The sequence below is a fragment of the Streptomyces endophytica genome (genome assembly GCF_026153355.1).
Classification (GTDB): Bacteria; Actinomycetota; Actinomycetes; order Streptomycetales; family Streptomycetaceae; genus Streptomyces; species Streptomyces endophytica.
Genome location: NZ_CP110636.1, coordinates 834820 through 853246 on the forward strand (window position 1 = coordinate 834820; position 18427 = coordinate 853246).

At 73.1% G+C, this 18427-nt stretch carries 15 protein-coding genes and 4 pseudogenes; 8 read left to right on the top strand and 11 right to left on the bottom strand.

Going from position 1 to position 18427, the window contains the following annotated elements:
- Nucleotides 1-64: 64 nt before the first annotated feature.
- A pseudogene (locus OJ254_RS03710) lies at nucleotides 65-703 on the bottom strand (DUF6758 family protein).
- 146 nt (nucleotides 704-849) lie between these two features.
- Here OJ254_RS03710 and OJ254_RS03715 point away from each other — a divergent pair.
- Nucleotides 850-2160, top strand: coding sequence for an RNA-guided endonuclease InsQ/TnpB family protein (locus OJ254_RS03715; protein WP_265361243.1), 1311 nt, complete (start codon nucleotides 850-852; stop codon nucleotides 2158-2160).
- Nucleotides 2161-2300: 140 nt separating this feature from the next.
- Here OJ254_RS03715 and OJ254_RS03720 read toward each other — a convergent pair whose 3' ends face one another.
- Nucleotides 2301-2885, bottom strand: a complete 585-nt coding sequence (locus OJ254_RS03720; protein ID WP_265361245.1) for a suppressor of fused domain protein — start codon at nucleotides 2883-2885, stop codon at nucleotides 2301-2303.
- Between the two features lie 488 nt (nucleotides 2886-3373).
- On the opposite strand from OJ254_RS03720, the gene OJ254_RS03725 reads away from it, so the two are divergent.
- Nucleotides 3374-4501 (top strand): magnesium and cobalt transport protein CorA, encoded by a 1128-nt coding sequence (locus OJ254_RS03725; RefSeq protein WP_265361246.1) that lies wholly within the window; start codon nucleotides 3374-3376, stop codon nucleotides 4499-4501.
- Nucleotides 4502-4678: 177 nt separating this feature from the next.
- Nucleotides 4679-5220: pseudogene (locus tag OJ254_RS03730) on the top strand (hypothetical protein).
- Nucleotides 5221-5255: 35 nt separating this feature from the next.
- On the opposite strand, the gene OJ254_RS03735 reads toward OJ254_RS03730, so the two are convergent.
- Entirely contained in the window at nucleotides 5256-5990 is a 735-nt protein-coding gene (locus OJ254_RS03735; protein ID WP_265365033.1) for a hypothetical protein, read from the bottom strand.
- 234 nt (nucleotides 5991-6224) lie between these two features.
- Between OJ254_RS03735 and OJ254_RS03740 the strand changes: the two genes are divergently transcribed.
- From OJ254_RS03740 to OJ254_RS03750, 3 genes and pseudogenes are all read left to right on the top strand, one after another.
- The gene (locus tag OJ254_RS03740) at nucleotides 6225-7538 is read left to right on the top strand and encodes a magnesium transporter MgtE N-terminal domain-containing protein (protein ID WP_265361248.1); all 1314 of its coding nucleotides are present in this window, start codon (nucleotides 6225-6227) and stop codon (nucleotides 7536-7538) included.
- On the top strand, nucleotides 7528-8094 hold the full coding sequence (locus OJ254_RS03745) for a DUF1003 domain-containing protein (protein ID WP_261955840.1): 567 nt from the start codon (nucleotides 7528-7530) through the stop codon (nucleotides 8092-8094). The genes OJ254_RS03740 and OJ254_RS03745 overlap by 11 nt, the downstream gene beginning before the upstream one ends.
- Before the next feature lie 58 nt (nucleotides 8095-8152).
- Nucleotides 8153-9309 (top strand): annotated as a pseudogene (locus tag OJ254_RS03750) (Mrp/NBP35 family ATP-binding protein).
- Nucleotides 9310-9421: 112 nt separating this feature from the next.
- Here the strand turns inward: OJ254_RS03750 and OJ254_RS03755 are convergent.
- The 5 genes from OJ254_RS03755 to sigE form a co-directional block, all read right to left on the bottom strand.
- Nucleotides 9422-10066, bottom strand: coding sequence for a hypothetical protein (locus OJ254_RS03755; RefSeq protein ID WP_265361250.1), 645 nt, complete (start codon nucleotides 10064-10066; stop codon nucleotides 9422-9424).
- A gap of 120 nt (nucleotides 10067-10186) precedes the next feature.
- Complete coding sequence (locus OJ254_RS03760; RefSeq protein WP_265361251.1) at nucleotides 10187-10669, bottom strand: sec-independent translocase; 483 nt, start codon at nucleotides 10667-10669, stop codon at nucleotides 10187-10189.
- A 116-nt stretch (nucleotides 10670-10785) separates the two neighbouring features.
- Nucleotides 10786-12921: a S1C family serine protease gene (locus OJ254_RS03765; RefSeq protein ID WP_265361252.1), complete on the bottom strand. Its 2136-nt coding sequence runs from the start codon at nucleotides 12919-12921 to the stop codon at nucleotides 10786-10788.
- Nucleotides 12922-13171: 250 nt separating this feature from the next.
- Entirely contained in the window at nucleotides 13172-14113 is a 942-nt protein-coding gene (locus OJ254_RS03770; protein WP_265361253.1) for a zf-HC2 domain-containing protein, read from the bottom strand.
- Nucleotides 14110-14877, bottom strand: a complete 768-nt coding sequence (sigE, locus tag OJ254_RS03775; RefSeq protein WP_261955846.1) for an RNA polymerase sigma factor SigE — start codon at nucleotides 14875-14877, stop codon at nucleotides 14110-14112. Before sigE ends, OJ254_RS03770 begins: the two co-directional genes overlap by 4 nt.
- Nucleotides 14878-15052: 175 nt before the next feature.
- Here sigE and OJ254_RS03780 point away from each other — a divergent pair, with 175 nt between their 5' ends.
- Nucleotides 15053-15736, top strand: a complete 684-nt coding sequence (locus tag OJ254_RS03780; RefSeq protein ID WP_261955847.1) for an O-methyltransferase — start codon at nucleotides 15053-15055, stop codon at nucleotides 15734-15736.
- A gap of 240 nt (nucleotides 15737-15976) precedes the next feature.
- On the opposite strand, the gene OJ254_RS03785 is transcribed toward OJ254_RS03780, so the two are convergent.
- On the bottom strand, nucleotides 15977-16144 hold the full coding sequence (locus tag OJ254_RS03785) for a DUF3117 domain-containing protein (protein WP_003985072.1): 168 nt from the start codon (nucleotides 16142-16144) through the stop codon (nucleotides 15977-15979).
- Nucleotides 16145-16470: 326 nt separating this feature from the next.
- Here OJ254_RS03785 and chcB point away from each other — a divergent pair, with 326 nt between their 5' ends.
- Entirely contained in the window at nucleotides 16471-17271 is an 801-nt protein-coding gene (gene chcB / locus OJ254_RS03790) for a 2-cyclohexenylcarbonyl CoA isomerase (protein WP_261955848.1), read from the top strand.
- A gap of 57 nt (nucleotides 17272-17328) precedes the next feature.
- Here chcB and OJ254_RS03795 read toward each other — a convergent pair whose 3' ends face one another.
- Both OJ254_RS03795 and OJ254_RS03800 read right to left on the bottom strand, forming a co-directional pair.
- Entirely contained in the window at nucleotides 17329-17934 is a 606-nt protein-coding gene (locus OJ254_RS03795) for a DNA-3-methyladenine glycosylase I (RefSeq protein WP_279349754.1), read from the bottom strand.
- Nucleotides 17931-18370 (bottom strand): annotated as a pseudogene (locus tag OJ254_RS03800) (DivIVA domain-containing protein). The gene OJ254_RS03795 and the pseudogene OJ254_RS03800 overlap by 4 nt, the downstream one beginning before the upstream one ends.
- Nucleotides 18371-18427: the final 57 nt, after the last annotated feature.

Consider the following 18427-nt stretch of genomic DNA (forward strand, 5'->3'; position numbering starts at 1 on the left):
ACCGGCCGCCGGACGCCCAGGCCCGCGCCGCCGGGCGGCACCCCTCGCCGGACGGCCCGCCCGGTCAGCTCAGGATGCGCGGGGAGAGCGCCCCGCACGGCAGCAGGTCCACCTCGGCGCCCGCCTCGCGCAGGTCCGTCAGCACGAGTTCGTCGTACATCAGCAGCCCGGACTGCTCGGGCCAGGCGATCGCCCACAGCCACAGCCCGCGCGCCTCACCGGCGAAGACCGCGCGGTCCGGCGGCGCACCGTCGACGTGCCAGAGCGGGTGGGGCGGCCGGCGGCCAGCACCTTGCCGTGCGCGGGTTTGCCGTCGGACATGTGGGGGCCGGGGTCGGGGCCGTCGATGCCGGCGTAGCGCGCGCCGAGTCCGACGCCCAGTTCCTCGGCGACCAGGAGGAGTTCACCGGGGGCCGCCGAGCGGGCCGGGGCCCGAGCAGGCCACCGCGGTCGCCCGGCCGCCGCTGCGGTCGTCGCCCGCGCAGGCCACGCCGGTGAACAGCCAGCCGACCGGCAGCGGCCAGGGCATCCAGACGGGGACCTGCGCACGGTGCACGACGACGCCGAGCGCCTCGACGCTCGGCGGGACGACCGGCTGGAGCGGATGCACGGCGCCGTGCACGGCACACTGCCAGGTGTCGGAGAAGAGACCGGGCGCCCGTACCCGGCCTCCGCACTTCGGGCAACTGGGTTCGCCCCTCATAAGGACCAACGGTCCTCCAGGCCCGCCGCCGCGTCAAGGACGATCACCCGACCCGTACGAAGCCCGAGGCTGCGAGCTCCTAGTCATCGTTCGCTCGTTCGAGTGGTGTAGTCGCCGTCACCGCCCGGAGAGGGAGGTCGCGCGGCATGCTGTACCGCATGGGGGAAGCGAAACGGCCCGTCACACGGCGCATGGTCAAGCTGCGGATGTATCCGACACCGTCCCAGGCGTCCGCACTTGCCGATCAGGGGCATGCGGCCCGGGCACTGTGGAACGTCCTGCACGAGTGGTACGACTTCCACGCCCCGTCGAGATGGTCTTCGTTCAAGGAAGCGGACGAGGCGATCAGACAAGGACGCCGGGAACTGGCCTGGCTGGCAGTGCTACCAGCGCAGGCGTGCCAGCAGGTCCTCAAGCAGTACGCCCAGGCGTGGCAGAGCCACTTGGGCGGCTCGCGCGGACGCCCGCGCTACCGCGCCCGCAGTCGCACCAAACTGTCGGTGGACGTCCCGCAAGCGAGTGCGCTGAAAACCGTTCGTCTCAACCGCAAGTGGGGCGAGGTCAGTCTGCCGCTGATCGGACGCGTCCGGTTCCGGTATTCCCGGGAGCTGCCGGGGCTCGACAGGGGTGCACCCGAGGGTAGGACTACGGGCGCCCGTCTCGTCCGCGAAGCGGACGGCTGGTACCTCGTCTTCCGATGCGAGTGCATCCGAACCTCACCGGCCCCGGGATCGCATCCTGGCCCGGCAGTAGGCATTGACAGGGGCGTGGCGGTCCCCCTGGCCACGTCCGATCGGGATCACCCGTATCTCCGGCACGGGCCGTGGCTGCAGCCGAAGGAAGCGGAGCGACTTCTCCGTCTGGAGCGGAAGGTGGCCCGGCAACGGCGATCCGCGCCTCCCGGGAAACCGGTGTCGCGACGACAGCAACGCACTTGCAGGCAGATCGCGGCCCTGCATGCCCGGGAGAAGCGGCGCCGGTCGGACTGGCAACACAAAATCACCACGACGCTCGCCGATCGCTACGGCCTGATCGGGATCGAGAAACTCCACGTGGCGGCCATGACGGCCTCCGCGCGAGGGAGCGCCGTCCAGCCCGGCAGGGCCGTTGCCCAGAAGTCCGGCCTGAACCTTGCCATCCGGCGGGAAGGCTGGGGCCGTCTGCAAGAGATGCTGGAGTACACGTCGCGCGAGCGCGGCGGCCTGCTCGTTCCTGTGCCGGCTGCCAACACCTCACGCCGGTGCTCCGCATGCGGGCACGTGGATGCGAGGAACCGCAAGAGCCAAGCGGTCTTCGCCTGCACGAACCCGGAGTGCGGGTACGGACCGGTCAACGCCGACGTGAACTCCGCATACAACATCGAGACCGATGCCCTCCACGCGGCTTCCCGGCCGAATGGATCGGCCAGCTCGGCCGCCCTGGGAAGCAGGGTGGACGGACGCCGCGTCCCCGCATGACGGAGGCGCAGGCCGCGGCAACTGCTGTGGCCGAATCGTCAACCGAACCGCGACAGACCCGCATGACACGCGGCGCCGCGGTGGGAGCCCTGGACGCCGTCCCAGGGAGACTTCACAACTACACGTTCTTCGCGTGTCGTTCACGATAGCGGCACCCCGCCGCGCAGCGGGTCCCGCAGGTCCATCCCGTTCGCCAGCCAGCGCTCCTGGAGGGCCTGGGCGCCGTGCACCCGCTTCCAGGCGGCCTCGTTCGGCGTCATCGGCAGCAGCGGCAGGAACCGTACGGGGTCCATCGGGGCGTCCAGCTCCAGATCCTCGACGAGCCCGCCCGGCTCGCCCACCAGGACCGAGGTGAAGGGCGCGCCCGGCCACAGCGGCTCACCCACGTCGAGGGAGGCGCCGGGGGCCACGACCACGCCCTCCACCTGCGGGGACGCGGCGAGCACGGCGAGCGGGCGGAGCGCCTTGTCGGTGTCGGCGCGGCCCGCCTTCACCGACAGCACGAGCTCGGCGCGCGGCCCCTTCAGCGGGTCCGCGACCACCGCGGTGGGATCGGCCATCGGCCGGGCGGACATCCCGAGCGTGGCGTAGCGCACCACCTGGTCGTCCACGAAGCGGAGCACCTCGATACGGTCGGTACCGAGGAAGGTGACGGCGGCACGCGCCTCCGGCTCGCCCAGGCTCGTCCGCAACCGGGCTTCGACCAGCTCAAGAACATCAGACATGCCGCGAGCATATGGCCGGTCCGCCGTCGCCCCTGATTGCGCTGCGCGGCAGCTTTGTTGTTCGTATGGAACAGGCAAAGCGGCGCGGTTCAGCTCCAGGCGGCTGATAGCCTTGCCGTCTGGTCAGGGAATGACGTTCGTCCCCCAGCGGGGACCGGCCGGAGGAGGTGGGGCTGCGGTGGATCCGAGTCGACCGTGCAGTACCGATAGCTCTCCCGTCATCCCCCTCGCGCAGCCACTCTCCTGATCGAGAGCTTCCGTACCCCGCCGCTGATCGGCGAAACCATGGAAGCACCTTTGCGCCGGATGTAGATGACGGAAGAGCGCCTTCGCCTCTTTGTTCCGTGTTCTGCGAATCGCCGTCAGCATCCCGCACGGAGCGCCGCCCGCTTTGCGGACGTACCGCCGATGACGCCCGGTACGTCCACGTTCCGGGCAGCGTTACGCCCCGCGCCCGCGCTGACGGCCGGCCCGTGAAGGAGCCCGCCATGTCGATGATCCGTGACCTGCGCGCCGCCGTCCGCCCGTCCCGGCGCCGCGACGACGCCCCGTACCGCTCCGAGAGCAACGCCCCGGCCTGCACCAACAGCGCCATCGTCGACTGCGGTGTGTACCGCGAGGGCCGCCGGGTGAGCGACCACGTCACCCCGGCCGAGGCGATGGCCTCCGTACGCGCCGACGGCGGCTTCATCTGGGTCGGGCTGCACGAGCCCACCGAGGCCGAATTCGCCGGTATCGCCAAGGAGTTCGGGCTGCACCCGCTCGCCGTCGAGGACGCCGTGCACGCCCACCAGCGGCCCAAGCTGGAGCGCTACGACGACACGCTGTTCACCGTCTTCAAGACCGTCCACTACGTCGAGCACGCCGAGCTGACCGCCACCAGCGAGGTCGTGGAGACCGGCGAGGTGATGTGCTTCACCGGCCGGGACTTCATCGTGACCGTGCGGCACGGCGGCCAGGGCTCGCTGCGGGCGCTCCGGCACCGGCTGCAGGACGACCCGGAGCTGCTGGCCAAGGGGCCGTCCGCGGTTCTGCACGCCATCGCCGACCAGGTGGTCGACGGCTACATGGCGGTGGCCGGCGCGGTCCAGGACGACATCGACGAGGTGGAGATCGAAGTCTTCAGCTCGGGCACCAACGGCAAGGGCAACGGCACCAAGAGCTCCGCGAAGGGCGGCGACGCCGGGCGGATCTACCAACTCAAGCGCGAGGTACTGGAGTTCAAGCGCGCGGTGTCGCCGCTGCTGCGGCCGATGCAGCTGCTCAGCGAGCGGCCGATGCGGCTGGTCGACTCCGACATCCAGAAGTACTTCCGGGACGTCGCCGACCACCTCGCGCGGGTCAACGAGCAGGTGCTGTCCTTCGACGACCTGCTCAACTCGATCCTGCAGGCCAACCTCGCGCAGGCGGCGGTGGCGCAGAACGAGGACATGCGCAAGATCACGGCCTGGGCGGCGATCTTCGCGGTGCCCACGATGATCGCCGGGATCTACGGCATGAACTTCACCTACATGCCCGAGCTGAAGTGGAAGTACGGCTACCCGGCGGTGCTGGTCGTCACCGTCGCGATCTGCGTCGGCATCCACCGCGGCTTCAAGCGCAACGGGTGGTTGTGACGGCGGGTGCGCGGCGGATCCGGCCGGGGGTCCGGGGTTGCCCCCCGGGGGACACAGCAAGCGCAACGGGTGGTTGTGACGGCGGGTGCGCGGCGGATCCGGCCGGGGGTCCGGCCGCCCGTCTCAGCGGACGGGCGGCCCCCGGGGCCTGGGGACCGGCCCATTAGGCTGAGCCGTATGACGGAGACCGTGTCGCAGGCCCTGCAGGATCGGACGCTCATCGAGGAGGCCACGAAGAAGTCCGGCCTCATCTGGGTGCGGGGTACGACGGGCCCGGCCCGGGCGCTGTGGCACGTCTGGCACGACGGCGCGGCCTGCCTCGTGGGCGACGGCAGCGGTGAGCAGCCGCTGGCGGACCTCGGGCTGACCGACGGCGGCCCGGCGACGGTCACCGTACGCAGCAAGGACAAGGCGGCCGGCTGGTCGCCTGGCAGGCCACGGTCGTCGAGGCCGCACCGGAGAGCGACGCCTGGCGGTCCGCCGTCGAGGAGCTGAAGGGCAAGCGGCTCAACGCACCGGACGCGGACACCCTCACCGAGCGCTGGGCGCGCGAGTGCCGAGTGCTGCGGCTGGAGCCGGCCGGCGCCCGGGCCGTGCAGCGGCCGGGCCTGATGCCCGAGGACTCGCACGCCGCGCCGCCGCTGGCGAGCCCCGCGATCACCCGCCGGCCGATCCCGGCGGCGCTGCCGAAGCTGCTGCGCCGCGGCCGCAAGGGCTGACCGGACGCCACCGGCGGCGCCCCGGACCCGGCCGCTCAGTGCGCGCCGGAGATCCGCGACCCGTAGTCGACGACCTGGTCCTTCGCCGGTGGCTTGAGGTCCACCGGCCGGCCCCAGTCGCCCAGCCGGACCACGCCCGCGCCGCCCGCGCGCTGCAGCCGCAGCGGGTACGGCGTGCCCTCCAGGGAGACGTCCAGGACGCCGCCGGCGCCGGCCCCGGCGGCCAGCCGGACGGTGCGGACGCCGCCGACGGTGGAGCGGTCCTTGGCCGTCAGCTTGCCGTGCAGCCCGAGCAGGCTGGCGAGCAGGGTGTCCTTGTCGGTGAAGCCGCTGAACTTCCGGTAGACCGGGTCGGAGGCGGGCACCTTGACGTATTTGCCGCCGAGTTTCTGCGCCGCACCGGAGGCGCCGCTCTTCTCGCCCGCCCAGAAGGCCGCGTCCGCCTTCAGATAGAGCGCGTTGCCGACCCGCAGCAGCTGGAAGGCGGCCGCCTTGGTGGTCAGTTCGCCCTTGGCGCCGTGCTCGGCCAGGCTCATGTCGAGCTTGTACGTGAGGCTCTTGCTGACGACGTTGCCGGTGAGGTGGACGGTGTCGGCGTGTTCGGCGGCGGCCCGCGTCCTGGCCTGGATCTTCGCCGGGGGCAGCTTCCCCACGCCGTTGGTACCGGCGTCCGGGTCCTCGTCCGCGCCGCAGCCGGCCAGCCCCGCGGCCAGCGCCGCGCAGACCGCCCCCGCGAGCGCGGCGCGCCCCGTACGGCGGGCTCCGGGCAGGCGTCGGGGACGGGCCCCCGGGGGATTGCGCTCACGTCGGCTCTGCCTCCTGATGCGGGTGACCTCGACAGCAGTACGGCAGCGTACCTGGGACGTACGGGCGCGTCGGGGGGATGCGTGGCGGTCACCCTACGGCGTCCTCCACCGGGGCGGCGCGGGCCGGGGCGCGTTAGCCTGAACCCGAATTGATGCCTCGTTTCCGGCGAAAACGGGAGAGAAAGGGTGGCGCTCTGCATGGCAGTGGTGACTCCCCGGGTCTTCGTCTCCCACCTCTCCGGCAGTGCCGTCTTCGACCCCAACGGCGACCCGGTCGGCCGGCTGCGGGACCTCGTCGCGCTGCTGCGGGTCGGCGCCCGCCCGCCGCGGCTGCTCGGGCTGGTCGTCGAGGTGATCAGCCGACGCCGGATCTTCGTGCCGATGACCCGGGTGACCGGTATCGAGTCCGGGCAGATCGTGATCACCGGAGTGATCAACATGCGGCGGTTCGAGCAGCGGACGTCGGAGACGCTGGTGCTCGGCGAGCTGCTGGACCGGCGGGTGCGGCTGGTGGAGACCGACGAGGAGGCCACCGTCCTCGACATCGGCATCACCCGGCTGCCGGCCCGCCGCGACTGGGAGATCGAGAAGGTCTTCGTCCGCAAGGGGAAGGGCCGGGGCGGGGCGCTGCGCCGCAAGGGCGAGACGCTGACCGTCGAGTGGTCGGCGGTGACCGGCTTCTCGCTGGAGGAGCACGGCCAGGGCGCGGAGAGCCTGCTGGCCACCTTCGAGCAGCTGCGGCCGGCCGACCTCGCCGGCGTGCTGCACCACCTGTCCGCCAAACGGCGCGGTGAGGTCGCCGCGGCGCTGGACGACGCCCGGCTCGCCGACGTCCTGGAGGAGCTGCCGGAGGACGACCAGCTGGAGATCATCGGCAAGCTGAAGGACGAACGGGTCGCCGACGTCCTGGAGGCGATGGACCCGGACGACGCCGCCGACCTGCTCTCCGAGCTGCCGGACGAGGACAAGGAGCGGCTGCTGGACCTGATGCGGCCGGAGGAGGCCGCGGACGTGCGGCGGCTGATGTCCTACGAGGAGCGCACCGCGGGCGGGTTGATGACCACCGAGCCGATCGTGCTGCGCCCGGACGCCACGGTCGCCGACGCGCTGGCCCGGGTCCGCGACCCGGACCTCTCCCCCGCGCTCGCCGCCCAGGTCTACGTGTGCCGGCCGCCCGATGAGACCCCGACCGGCAAGTACCTGGGCCTGGTGCACTTCCAACGGCTGCTGCGCGACCCGCCGTTCACCCTCGTCAGCTCGATCGTCGACACCGATCTGCCGCCGCTGCCCCCGGACACCGCGCTGACCGAGGTGACCAGCTATCTGGCGGCGTACAACATGGTCGCCGCGCCGGTCGTGGACGAGAGCGGCGCCCTGCTCGGCGCGGTGACCGTCGACGACGTACTGGACCACCTGCTGCCGGACGACTGGCGGGAGTCCGAGCTGCCCGCCGGCGGGCCGGCCGGCCTGACCGGCGCCGGGAGCCGGGCGGAGGCACCGGATGGGCGCTGAGGAGCGGGAGAGCGCGCGCGAACGCGCCCGGGCGAACGGCGCCTCGGCGGTGCGGCGCGGCACCGCCGAGCGGTCCCGGGTGCGGCTGGACGTGCCGCGCACGCCGCGCCGGACGTTCCTGCCGGAGTACGACCCGGAGGCGTTCGGGCGGCTGTCGGAGAAGATCGCCCGGTTCCTGGGGACCGGTCGCTTCATCGTCTGGATGACCGTCGCCATCATCCTGTGGATCACCTGGAACGTGACCGCGCCGGACCACCTGCGCTTCGACGGCTACCCGTTCATCTTCCTGACCCTGGCGCTGTCGCTGCAGGCCTCGTACGCGGCGCCGCTGATCCTGCTGGCGCAGAACCGCCAGGCCGACCGGGACCGGGTCACCCACGAGCAGGACCGCCAGCGCAACGAGCGGTCGATCGCCGACACGGAGTACCTGACCCGGGAGATCGCGGCGCTGCGGCTGGGGCTGGGCGAGGTCGCCACCCGCGACTGGATCCGCTCCGAACTGCAGGACCTGCTGCGGGACCTGGAGGCCGTGCCGGAGGGCCGCCGCGGGGAGTGACGAACACGACCGCCGACGGCCTTTCCGGAGGCCGCCTCATGCGCCGTACCATCGGGTCATGGCTCACGAAACTGCCCCAGGCACCCCGAGCGAGGACGCGATCCGCGCCGCGCTCGCGACGGTGAACGACCCCGAGATCCACCGCCCCATCACCGAACTGGGGATGGTCAAATCGGTGGACATCGCGGCGGACGGCGCGGTGGCGGTCGTGGTCTACCTCACCGTCTCCGGCTGCCCGATGCGCGAGACGATCACCAACAACGTGCGCGACGCGGTCGCCGGGGTCGAGGGCGTCACCGGCGTCCGGGTCGACCTGGAGGTGATGAGCGACGAGCAGCGCAAGGAGCTGGCGTCGTCGCTGCGCGGCGGCACCGCCGAGCGCGAGGTCCCGTTCGCCCAGCCCGGCTCGCTGACCCGGGTCTACGCGGTCGCCTCCGGCAAGGGCGGCGTCGGCAAGTCGTCGGTGACGGTGAACCTCGCCGCGGCGATGGCGGCCGACGGCCTGAAGGTCGGCGTCGTGGACGCCGACATCTACGGCCACTCCGTGCCCGGATGCTGGGCGCCGACGGCAAGCCCACCCAGGTCGAGAACATGATCATGCCCCCGTCGGCCAACGGCGTGAAGGTCATCTCGATCGGCATGTTCACGCCCGGCAACGCGCCGGTCGTCTGGCGCGGCCCGATGCTGCACCGCGCCCTCCAGCAGTTCCTCGCCGACGTGTACTGGGGCGACCTGGACGTGCTGCTCCTGGACCTGCCGCCGGGCACCGGTGACATCGCGATCTCGGTGGCGCAGCTCGTCCCGAACGCGGAGATCCTGGTCGTCACCACCCCGCAGCAGGCGGCGGCCGAGGTCGCCGAGCGCGCGGGCTCCATCGCCGTCCAGACCCACCAGAAGATCGTCGGCGTGGTCGAGAACATGTCCGGGCTGCCCTGCCCGCACTGCGACGAGATGGTCGACGTCTTCGGCACCGGCGGCGGCGAGCGGGTCGCCGAGGGCCTGACGAAGACCACCGGTACGCAGGTGCCGGTGCTCGGCGCCATCCCGATCGACGTCCGGCTCCGCGAGGGCGGCGACGAGGGCAAGCCGGTCGTGCTGACCGACCCGGACTCCCCCGCCGGCGCGGCCATCCGCGCGATCGCCGGCAAGCTCGGCGGCCGCCAGCGCGGCCTGGCCGGCATGTCCCTGGGGATCACCCCGCGCAACAAGTTCTGAGAGTGGTGCCCCCGGGCTCGTACGGGAGCCTCGGGGGCTCATTGGCGCCAGTTGATGCGAAGAAGGGGGCGGGCCCCGGCGGGCCCGCCCCCTTCCGCATGCAGCGGCGCGCTCAGCCGGCGTACGAGCGAATGTCCTCGACGACGGAGAAGCCCAGGCCATAGGCGCTCATCCCCCGCCCATAGGCGCCCAGGTGTACCGGCTCCGGGCCTTCGCCCGCCGAGCCGGCCAGGACCCAGCCGTACTCGGACTCGCGGTAGGCGAAGGAGGTCGGGACGCCGTCGACCGGCAGCATCAGCTCGCTCCAGGCCCCGCCCCCGAGGTCGTCGGCCAGTTCCCAGGCCAGCATCGTCTGCTGGTCCAGCCAGGCCTGGCGCAGCGTGCGGTCCATCTGGGTCGGCCAGGTGTGGTTGAGCAGGCCGGACCCGGCGAGCCAGGCGGCCGTGGAGACCGAGGTGGCCTCCAGTACGCCGGTGCCGTCGGCGCTGCGCCGTACGGGGCGGCTGGCGACCGTTACCACCACCGCGAACCGCTCGTCCTGCGGGGACTCCACCTTGATGGTGGGCTCCTCACCGTGCCCGGTCGCGCCGTGCTCGACGGTGCCGTCCGCGGCCGCGCCGACCTGCATCAGCCAGCGCGGACCGGTGAACGCCTCGTCGAGGCCGTACCACGGGAACGCGGCCAGCAGATAGCCGTCGGCCTTCCGGCCGACCGCGGCGGGCGCCTGTTGTTCCGCTGTCCGACTCGTCGTCTCCATCTGAGCGGAGCCTCCTTGTTGCCCTGCGTCGTGGGCGGCCCGCCCCCCTCAGGCGACCAAACCCCGGACACCCGGAGCATAGCCATAGGGGTCAATACAGCCCGGGCATACCGGAGTGTGTCAGGTGGCGTCGGCGTCGAACGGCGGACGCTCGTCCGGCTGCGCGTTCGCGGGCTTCTTGAGCAGGTCCGGACCGCCGGAAGAGGCCGGCGACTCCTTGGAGAGGGAGATCCCTGAGCCGTTCGAGTGCGCGGCCGCGGAGCCGCTCTCGCGGCTGTGCACGGCGTCGGTGACCTCGGCCATCTCCTTGCGGAAATCGAAGCCGTTACGGATCTCCTGGAGGTCCTTGAGGCCGTACTCGTCCTTCTCCAGGACGTGCTTGCGGACGAAGTTCTTGGGCTTGAGGTCCTCGAACTCGAAGTCCTTGAAGTCCGGGCCGAGCTCGTTGCGGATGTCCTGCTTGGCGCTGTCGGAGAACTCCCGGATCTTGCGGATGACCCCCATCACGTCCTGGATGACCTTGGGGAGCTTGTCCGGACCGAAGACGAGCACCGCCAGGACCACGATCGCTACCAGCTCTAGGGGTCCTATGTCGAAGAACACCTTGCAGCTCCTTGGGTCATCCGCGGCCTTCGTCGGCCTATGGGCCAGGCCGCCTCTCACCGTACCTGGCCCCGCACGTCGGACGGGAGTCGACCGTGCCAACACCGTGCAAACGATCAGCCCGTGGTGGAGGAACCCAGCCTGAGCCGAACGGACCGCTCCTTGCCGTCCCTTTGGACGGTGAGCGCCAGGGTGTCGCCCGGCCGGTGGCTGCGGATCTTGACGATCAGCTCCTCACCGCTGTGCACCGGGGCGCCGTCCACCTGGGTGATCACGTCACCGGGCCGGATGCCCGCCTTGGCCCCGGGCCCGCCCGGGACGACCGGCGCTTTGCCGTTCTTGCTGTGCGCACTGACCCGCGCCCCGTCGCCGGCGTACTCCATCTCCAGGGTGACGCCGATGACCGGATGGGTCGCCCGGCCGGTGTTGATCAGCTCCTCGGCCACCCGCTTGGCCTGGTTGATCGGTATGGCGAAGCCCAGCCCTATGCTGCCGCCCTGGCCGCCGCCGTCCGGCCCGCCATTGCTGTCGGCCGCGCGGATGGCGCTGTTGATGCCGATGACGCGGGCCCGGGCGTCCACCAGCGGGCCGCCGGAGTTGCCGGGGTTGATGGGGGCGTCGGTCTGCAGCGCGTCGACGTACGAGATGTCGCTGCCGTCGCCCTTCTGGCCGCCCGCGGTGATCGGGCGCTGCTTGGCGCTGATGATCCCGGCGGTGACCGTGTTGGCCAGGTCGAAGGGTGCGCCGATGGCCACGACCGGGTCGCCGACCTGCACCGAGTCCGAGTTGCCGAGCGGCAGCGGCCGCAGGCCGGTGACGCCCTCGACCTGCACCACCGCGAGGTCGTAGCCGCCGTCCTGGCCGACGACCTTGGCCTTGGCGGTCTGCCCGCCGCTGAACGTGACCGATATCTCGCCGCCGGACCCGGCCGGTTCGACGACGTGGTTGTTGGTGAGGATGTGGCCCTCGCGGTCGAGGACGAAGCCGGTGCCGGTGCCCTGCTCGGCGTTGCCGCGGACGTGGATCGTGACGACGCCGGGCAGCGCGGCCCGGGCGATCCCGGCGACGCTGTCCGGCTTGCGGCCGCCGGAGTCCCCGGCGGCCTGCGGCAGCTTGATGTCGTTGATCCCGCCGTACCGCTCGACGTACGCGCCGATGCCACCGCCGACGCCGCCCGCGAGCAGCGCCAGCGCCACCGCGCCGGCCACCAGCACCCCGCGCGGGGTCCGCCGGGCGGCGGGCGGCGGCAGGGGGCCGCCCTGCAGGGGCGCGCGCCACGGGTCGTACTGCTGCCAGGCCCCCTGCGGGGCACCGGGGTGGTCGTGCGCGGGCGCCGGGCCCGGCGGCAGGGCGGAGGGATCCGGCTGCACGGGCGCGCCGTCCGGCTGCACCGGCACACCGGACTCGGCGGCCCGACGGGCGGCGGGGCCGGCGGGCGGACCGGCGGACAGACCGGCGGACGGGCCTGGGTGCGCGGGCACGGTCCCGTCCGGTGCGGCGGGATACGGCTGGTCGGCGCGGGCGGCTCCCGGCGGCGCGGCGGGCGGCGGGGACTGCTGTGGGCCGGGGTAGCCGGCACCCGGGGCGGGCTGGGTGGCCGGGGCGCCGTACGGGGGCATCGGCCCGGCGGACGACGGGAGCACGGTGCCGTGCGCGGGGGTCGTCACCGGCCGCTGCACGGGCGGCGCGGGCGCCCAGGGCCCGGGCCCGCCGTACGGCGGGGTGCCGTACGGGTCCTCGGCATGCAACGGCCGACGCTGCGGCGGTGCGCTGGGGGGCTCGGCGGAGACGGATGCCGTGGCGGGGGCGGGAGCGGACGCGGGAGGCGCCGCGCCGGCCGGCGCCTGGGCGCTCTCGGGCGCCCCGGCCGGGGGGACCTGACCGAGGGTCACGGTGGCGGCGCCGGACGGCGCTCCACCGGGCGGCGCGGGCACGGTGGCCTCGGCGGGCACGGCGTCCCCGGTGGGCACAGCGTCCCCACTGGCCCCGGTGGGTACGGCGTTCCCGGTGGGCACAGCAGCCCCGCTGGGCGCGGTGGGCTCGGCGCCGGTACGGGCCTGGGCCGGCCCGGTCGCCGGCGGCGCGGCCGAGGTCAACTCGGCGGCGCTGTCGGGGCGTTCGGCCGACGGGACCGTGGTGGTCTCCGACGCGTCCGCCGCCTGCGCGGCCGCGGGCCGCTCCGGTGGCCGCACGATCCAGTCCTCCGGCTCCCGCTCCGCGGTTTCACCGGACCCGTCGGACATTCCGGGCATCCCGGACGGCTCCCCGGCATCCGACGGCACCGCCGGCGGGCCGGACTCGGCGGGTCGCTCCGGGCTCGGGGGATTTCCCGGGCGGCTCCACCACTTCAGCTTCGGCCCGGCGGCCTTACCGTCGTCCATGCTCTCCCCTACTTCGCCCGCGACCCCGCGGGCCACCACCACCTCGCGGCACGCGCCCGGTCAGGGGTGCGCCGCCCCAGGGGGATTCAACCAGTTCCGCCCGGGGCCGTGCAGCGGGCGGTCAGCGGCGGTCGGCGGCGGGGCCGTTCGCGGCGGAGCCGTGCAGCGGACGCATCGGCTCCAGCGGGGGAAGCGGTGGCGGGTTCTTGCGCGCCGGGCCGCCGCCGGCCGCGGCGGCCAGCGGCGAGAGGCGGTACGCCGGGGCCGGGCCGGTCGCGGCGATCAGCGGCGACAGGCCGAAGTGGCCGGCGGGCTGGTCCGGCGTCCACGACACCGACGGGGAGGCGGTCGCGGCGCCGGCACCGTCCAGGCTCATCGCGCTGGGCGCCGGGGCCAGGGTCGGCGCACCGGACGGCGGCCAGGTGGCCGGCCGGGACCGGGCGGTGGGGACGAACTCCGCGCCGCGCAGCAGGGCGGCACCGTCCGCCGCGGGGCTGCCGGTGAGCGGGGTGACGGCCGTGCCGCCGCCGTCGGTCCGTCCGCCGGTCGCGTCGACGGCCGCCTCCAGCGGCAGGGCACCGCCGAGCGCGAACGCCGCGAGCGAGACCGCACCGGCCGCCGCGAAGGCGAACCGGCGGCGCTGCGCGGGCCGCCCGTCCTCCTGGACACGGAAGCCGCGCGTCCGGGGCTGCGGGGGCAGCGCGGCCATGGCCCGACGGGAGTGTTCATCGGTGGGGACGTAGCCGAACGCGCCGCCGCCGCGGGCGAATTCGGTACGTCCGAGAGCGCCGTTGCCCAACCGGCTGCCGGGACCGTCGGGGTCACCGCCGGGCAGCTGCACGAGGCGGGCCAGCAGTCCCTCGGAGGGACCGGGCGGCGCCGCCTGGGCGAACACACTTTTCAGCCGACGCTGGGCGTCGGCCTCCGCCTTGCACTTCGCGCATGTCGCAAGATGCGCGAGCACCCGCTCGCGCGCGTCATGCCCCAACTCGCCGTCGACCAGGGCCGCGAGGCGGTCGCCGAGATGCTGCTCGGCGGGGGACGGACCGCCACTGAGGCTCACGCGATCCCGACCTCCCCCGTGGGCACCACGGCCAGCGCCCGGCGCTGCTCGCGCTCCTCGGCGCGCAGCGCGGGGGCGCGGTGCTTGAGGGCCTTGCGCAGGTGCGAGCGGCCGCGGTGGATCCGGCTGCGGACCGTACCGAGCTTGACCCCGAGGGTCGCGGCGATCTCCTCGTAGGACAGCCCCTCGATGTCGCACAGCACGACGGCGGCGCGGAACTCGGGCGCGAGGGTGTCCAGCGCCTGCTGGACGTCCGCGTCGAAGTGGGTGTCGTCGAAGTGCTCCTGCGGCGCGGGCTCCTTGCTGGGGAGCTTCTCGGCCGCGTCGTCACCGAGCGCGTCGAAGCGGATACGCTGCCGGCGGCGGACCATGTCCAGGAAGAGGTTGGTCGTGATGCGGTGCAGCCAGCCCTCGAAGGTGCCGGGGGTGTACGTCGACAGCGAGCGGAAGACGCGGACGAACACCTCCTGGGTGAGGTCCTCGGCGTCGTGCTGATTGCCGGAGAGACGGTAGGCGAGGCGATAGACCCGAGCGCTGTGCGTGCTGACGATCTCCTCCCAGGTGGGCGGAGTCCACGCCTCCGCATCCGCGTCTGCGGCGAAGGTCGCGGTGCGTGCGGAGTCAGTGCGGAAACGGTCAGCAGTGTTTGTCACGGATTTCGGCTCGGCGAACGACCTTTTGAAGCGCCTCAGCACTCCTCGGTCACCCGTCGCAGCCGCACCTCCCCTGGTGGCTCTGGTGGTGTCCAGTAGGGCCCCTACCATATCCACCTCGCCCGTTAGCTCCGGATAAGCAGATTTGACCTGCATTTGGTCATGCTTCTGGCCTTGATTCGTGTCTCGCGCGGTCTTCACCACTGCGTCCCCCCGTCTTCCTCCTCCCCCTCTTTAACGCCCGGTCCCATCTGCGGGTTCCCGCACGCAGCGGATACAGTCACGGTTGCGTCAACTACGGGGACAGGAGAGGGCCATTACCGGCAACCGGCAGACGAGCTTGGCATTCGCCGAGGCGTACGGCGCCGGGACCATCGACGGCACCACCGAGGCCGCCCTGCGCTGGTCCCGTGACCGCGCACGCGAGGCCGGCATCCGCACGGTGACCACCGGCACCGGCGCGGCCCTGCGGCTGCTCGCCGCCACCGTCGACGCCAAGGCCGTCGCCGAGATCGGCACCGGCACGGGCGTGTCGGGCATCTACCTCCTGCACGGCATGCGGCCGGACGGCGTGCTGACCACCGTGGACTGCGAGCCCGAGCGGCAGACCTTCGCCAAGCAGGCGTTCCGCGCCGCGGGCTTCGCCGGCAACCGCGCCCGCTTCATCCCGGGCCGCGCCCTGGACGTCCTGCCGCGGCTGGCGGACGGCGGGTACGACCTCGTCTTCTGCGACGGCGACCTGATGGAGTGCCTGGAATACCTCGCTGAATCGTTGCGGCTGCTGCGCCCCGGCGGCCTGGTGTGCTTCGAGGGCGTCTTCGCCGACGGCCGGACGGTGGACTCTGCCGTGCAGCCCGCGGAGGTGCTGCGGCTGCGCGAACTGCTGCGGGCGGTGCGGGAGAGCACCACGCTGGTGCCGTCCCTGCTGCCGGTCGGCGACGGCCTGCTCTGCGCGGTCAAGCGCGGCTGAGCGCCCGCCCCACGGAACTCCGGGCCACCGGCCCCTTTCACCGGCCGCACACGCATGCCCCGGCTTGACCGGCCGCACGCGCATGCCCCGGCGCGCGGCCCCCGCCATCCCAACGACCCGGACATGCGAACGGCCCCGGCACGCGGCGCGCCGTCACTGCGCGCCGCCTGCCGGGGCCGGGGTCTCGGCTGGGGTACCGGGCCCAGTCGGGCCCGGGCATCCGCCGGTGTCTCACCCTTGTCAGACGGTGACCTTCTCCAGGGCCTCTCCGAGGGCCTTGGCTTCGTCGGGGGTCAGCTCGACGACGAGCCGCCCGCCGCCTTCGAGCGGAACGCGCATGACGATGCCCCGCCCCTCCTTGGTCACCTCGAGCGGGCCGTCACCCGTCCGCGGCTTCATGGCCGCCATGCTCGTTCCCCTTCCTGAAACCAGCTCATCTCAGCCGACGGCCCGGATAGGCACGTGTCACCGGCATCGAACACATTGCTTCCAGGCCATTATCCCGCATCGAACGACCCGATGACCAACATCGGGCAGCATCCCTTCGGCAACTCGCACCCGCAAACCCACCCAATTCGGGGAGCGGGCTGCGATACTTCTCCGCCCGCCGACTCCCGACGCGCCCGCGATCTTTGATGTACGTCACATGCGCACCGCCGATGATCTCCGGCATCCTGAGCGCTGACTGCCCGCCACCGGGCAGTGCCGAGCCGCGACGGAGGGGATTCCCAACTATGGCCGACACCGTGCTCTACGACGTGACCGACGGACTCGCGACGATCACGCTCAACCGCCCGGACGCGATGAACGCACTGAACGTCGAGGCGAAGGTGCTCCTGCGGGACACGCTCCAGGAGGCCGCGGCCGATCCGGCGGTCCGGGCGGTGCTGCTGACCGCCACCGGGCGGGCGTTCTGCGTCGGGCAGGACCTCAAGGAGCACATCGGTCTGCTGGCCGAGGACCGGGCCACCGGCTCCGGCGGCACCATGAACACCGTGCGTGAGCACTACAACCCGATCGTGACCGCGCTGACCGAGATGGCCAAGCCGGTGGTCGCCGGGGTCAACGGGGTCGCCGCGGGCGCCGGGGCGGGCTTCGCGCTGGCCGCGGACTACCGCGTCGTCGCCGACACCGCCTCCTTCAACACCTCCTTCGCGGGCGTCGCGCTGACCGCGGACTCCGGGGTCTCCTGGACCCTGCCCCGGCTGATCGGCCACAGCCGCGCCGCCGACCTGCTGCTCTTCCCGCGGTCGATCAGCGCACAGGAGGCGTACGAGCTGGGCATCGCCAACAAGGTCGTCCCGGCCGCCGAACTGGCCGAGGAGGCCGCGGCGGTCGCCCGCCGGCTGGCCCAGGGGCCGACCGCCGCCTACGCCGCGATCAAGGAGTCGCTGGCCTACGGGGCGGGGCACTCGCTCGCCGAGACCCTCGGCAAGGAGGACGAACTGCAGGGCCGGGCCGGGGCGTCGGAGGACCACCACATCGCGGTCGAGGCGTTCGTGAAGAAGGAGAAGCCGGTCTTCCTCGGCCGCTGACCGCGGCGGCCGGGCCGGACGGGGCCGCCGCACGGGCCGCCCACCGGCCGGGCCGGGTCAGCCCGCCGCCGCCTCCACCGTCGCCCGGACGTGGCAGTCCGCCAGATGGTCGTTGACCAGCCCGCAGGCCTGCATCATCGCGTACGCCGTGGTCGGGCCGACGAAGCGGAAGCCGCGCTTCTTGAGGTCCTTGGCGAGCGCCGTGGACTCCGGGGTCACCGGCTGCACATCGCCGACCGTGCGCGGCACCGGGCGGCCGGCCCGGTCGGGGGCGTAGGACCAGATCAGCTCGTCGAGCTCGCCGGGGGCCAGCGCGGCGGCGACCTTGGCGTTGTTGATCGTCGCGGCGATCTTGGCGCGGTTACGGATGATGCCGGGGTCGGCGAGCAGCCGCTCGGCGTCCGCCTCGGTGAACCGCGCCACCGCCGTGATCTCGAACCCGGCGAACGCGGCGCGGAACCCGGGGCGGCGCCGCAGGATCGTGATCCACGAGAGGCCGGACTGGAACGCCTCCAGGCTCATCCGCTCGAAGAGCGCGTCGTCGCCGTGGACCGGCAGGCCCCATTCCGTGTCGTGGTAGGCGCGGTAGTCCGCCATCTGCGCGGACTCCATGCCCCATGGGCAGCGCGGGATCCCGTCCGGCTCCGTCACCACACCGCTCATCGGTCCTCCCCCTCTTCCGGGCCGCCGGACGCCCCGGTCCCGTCCGCGTCCCCGGAACGGCCGCCGGCCCCCGGCCGTGTCTCCGGCACCGGTCCGGGTGCGGCCGGGCCGTCCTGTATGAGCCCCGGGCCGCCCATCGCCGCGGCGTGCGCCCCGGCCAGCGCGGCCTCCAGCTCGGCGATCCGGGAGTCCCGCTCGGCCAGCTCGGCACCCAGCCGGTCCAGGACCCCGTCGACGTCGTCCATGCGGTAGCCGCGCACGCCCACCGGCAGCCGGACGGCGTCCACGTCGGCACGGCCAGCGGGCGGTCGACGGGCAGCGGGTCGGACAGCCGGTCCGGCTCGGCGTCCCGCAGGCCGCCGCCGTCACCGCCGACGACCACGAGCGTGACCGCGGCGACCACCACGACCATCGCGATCAGCAAGAACCAGAACACGACCAACTCCCGGACTTGTGCCTGCTCCGATCGTGCCATGCGGGTGTGACAGTTAGG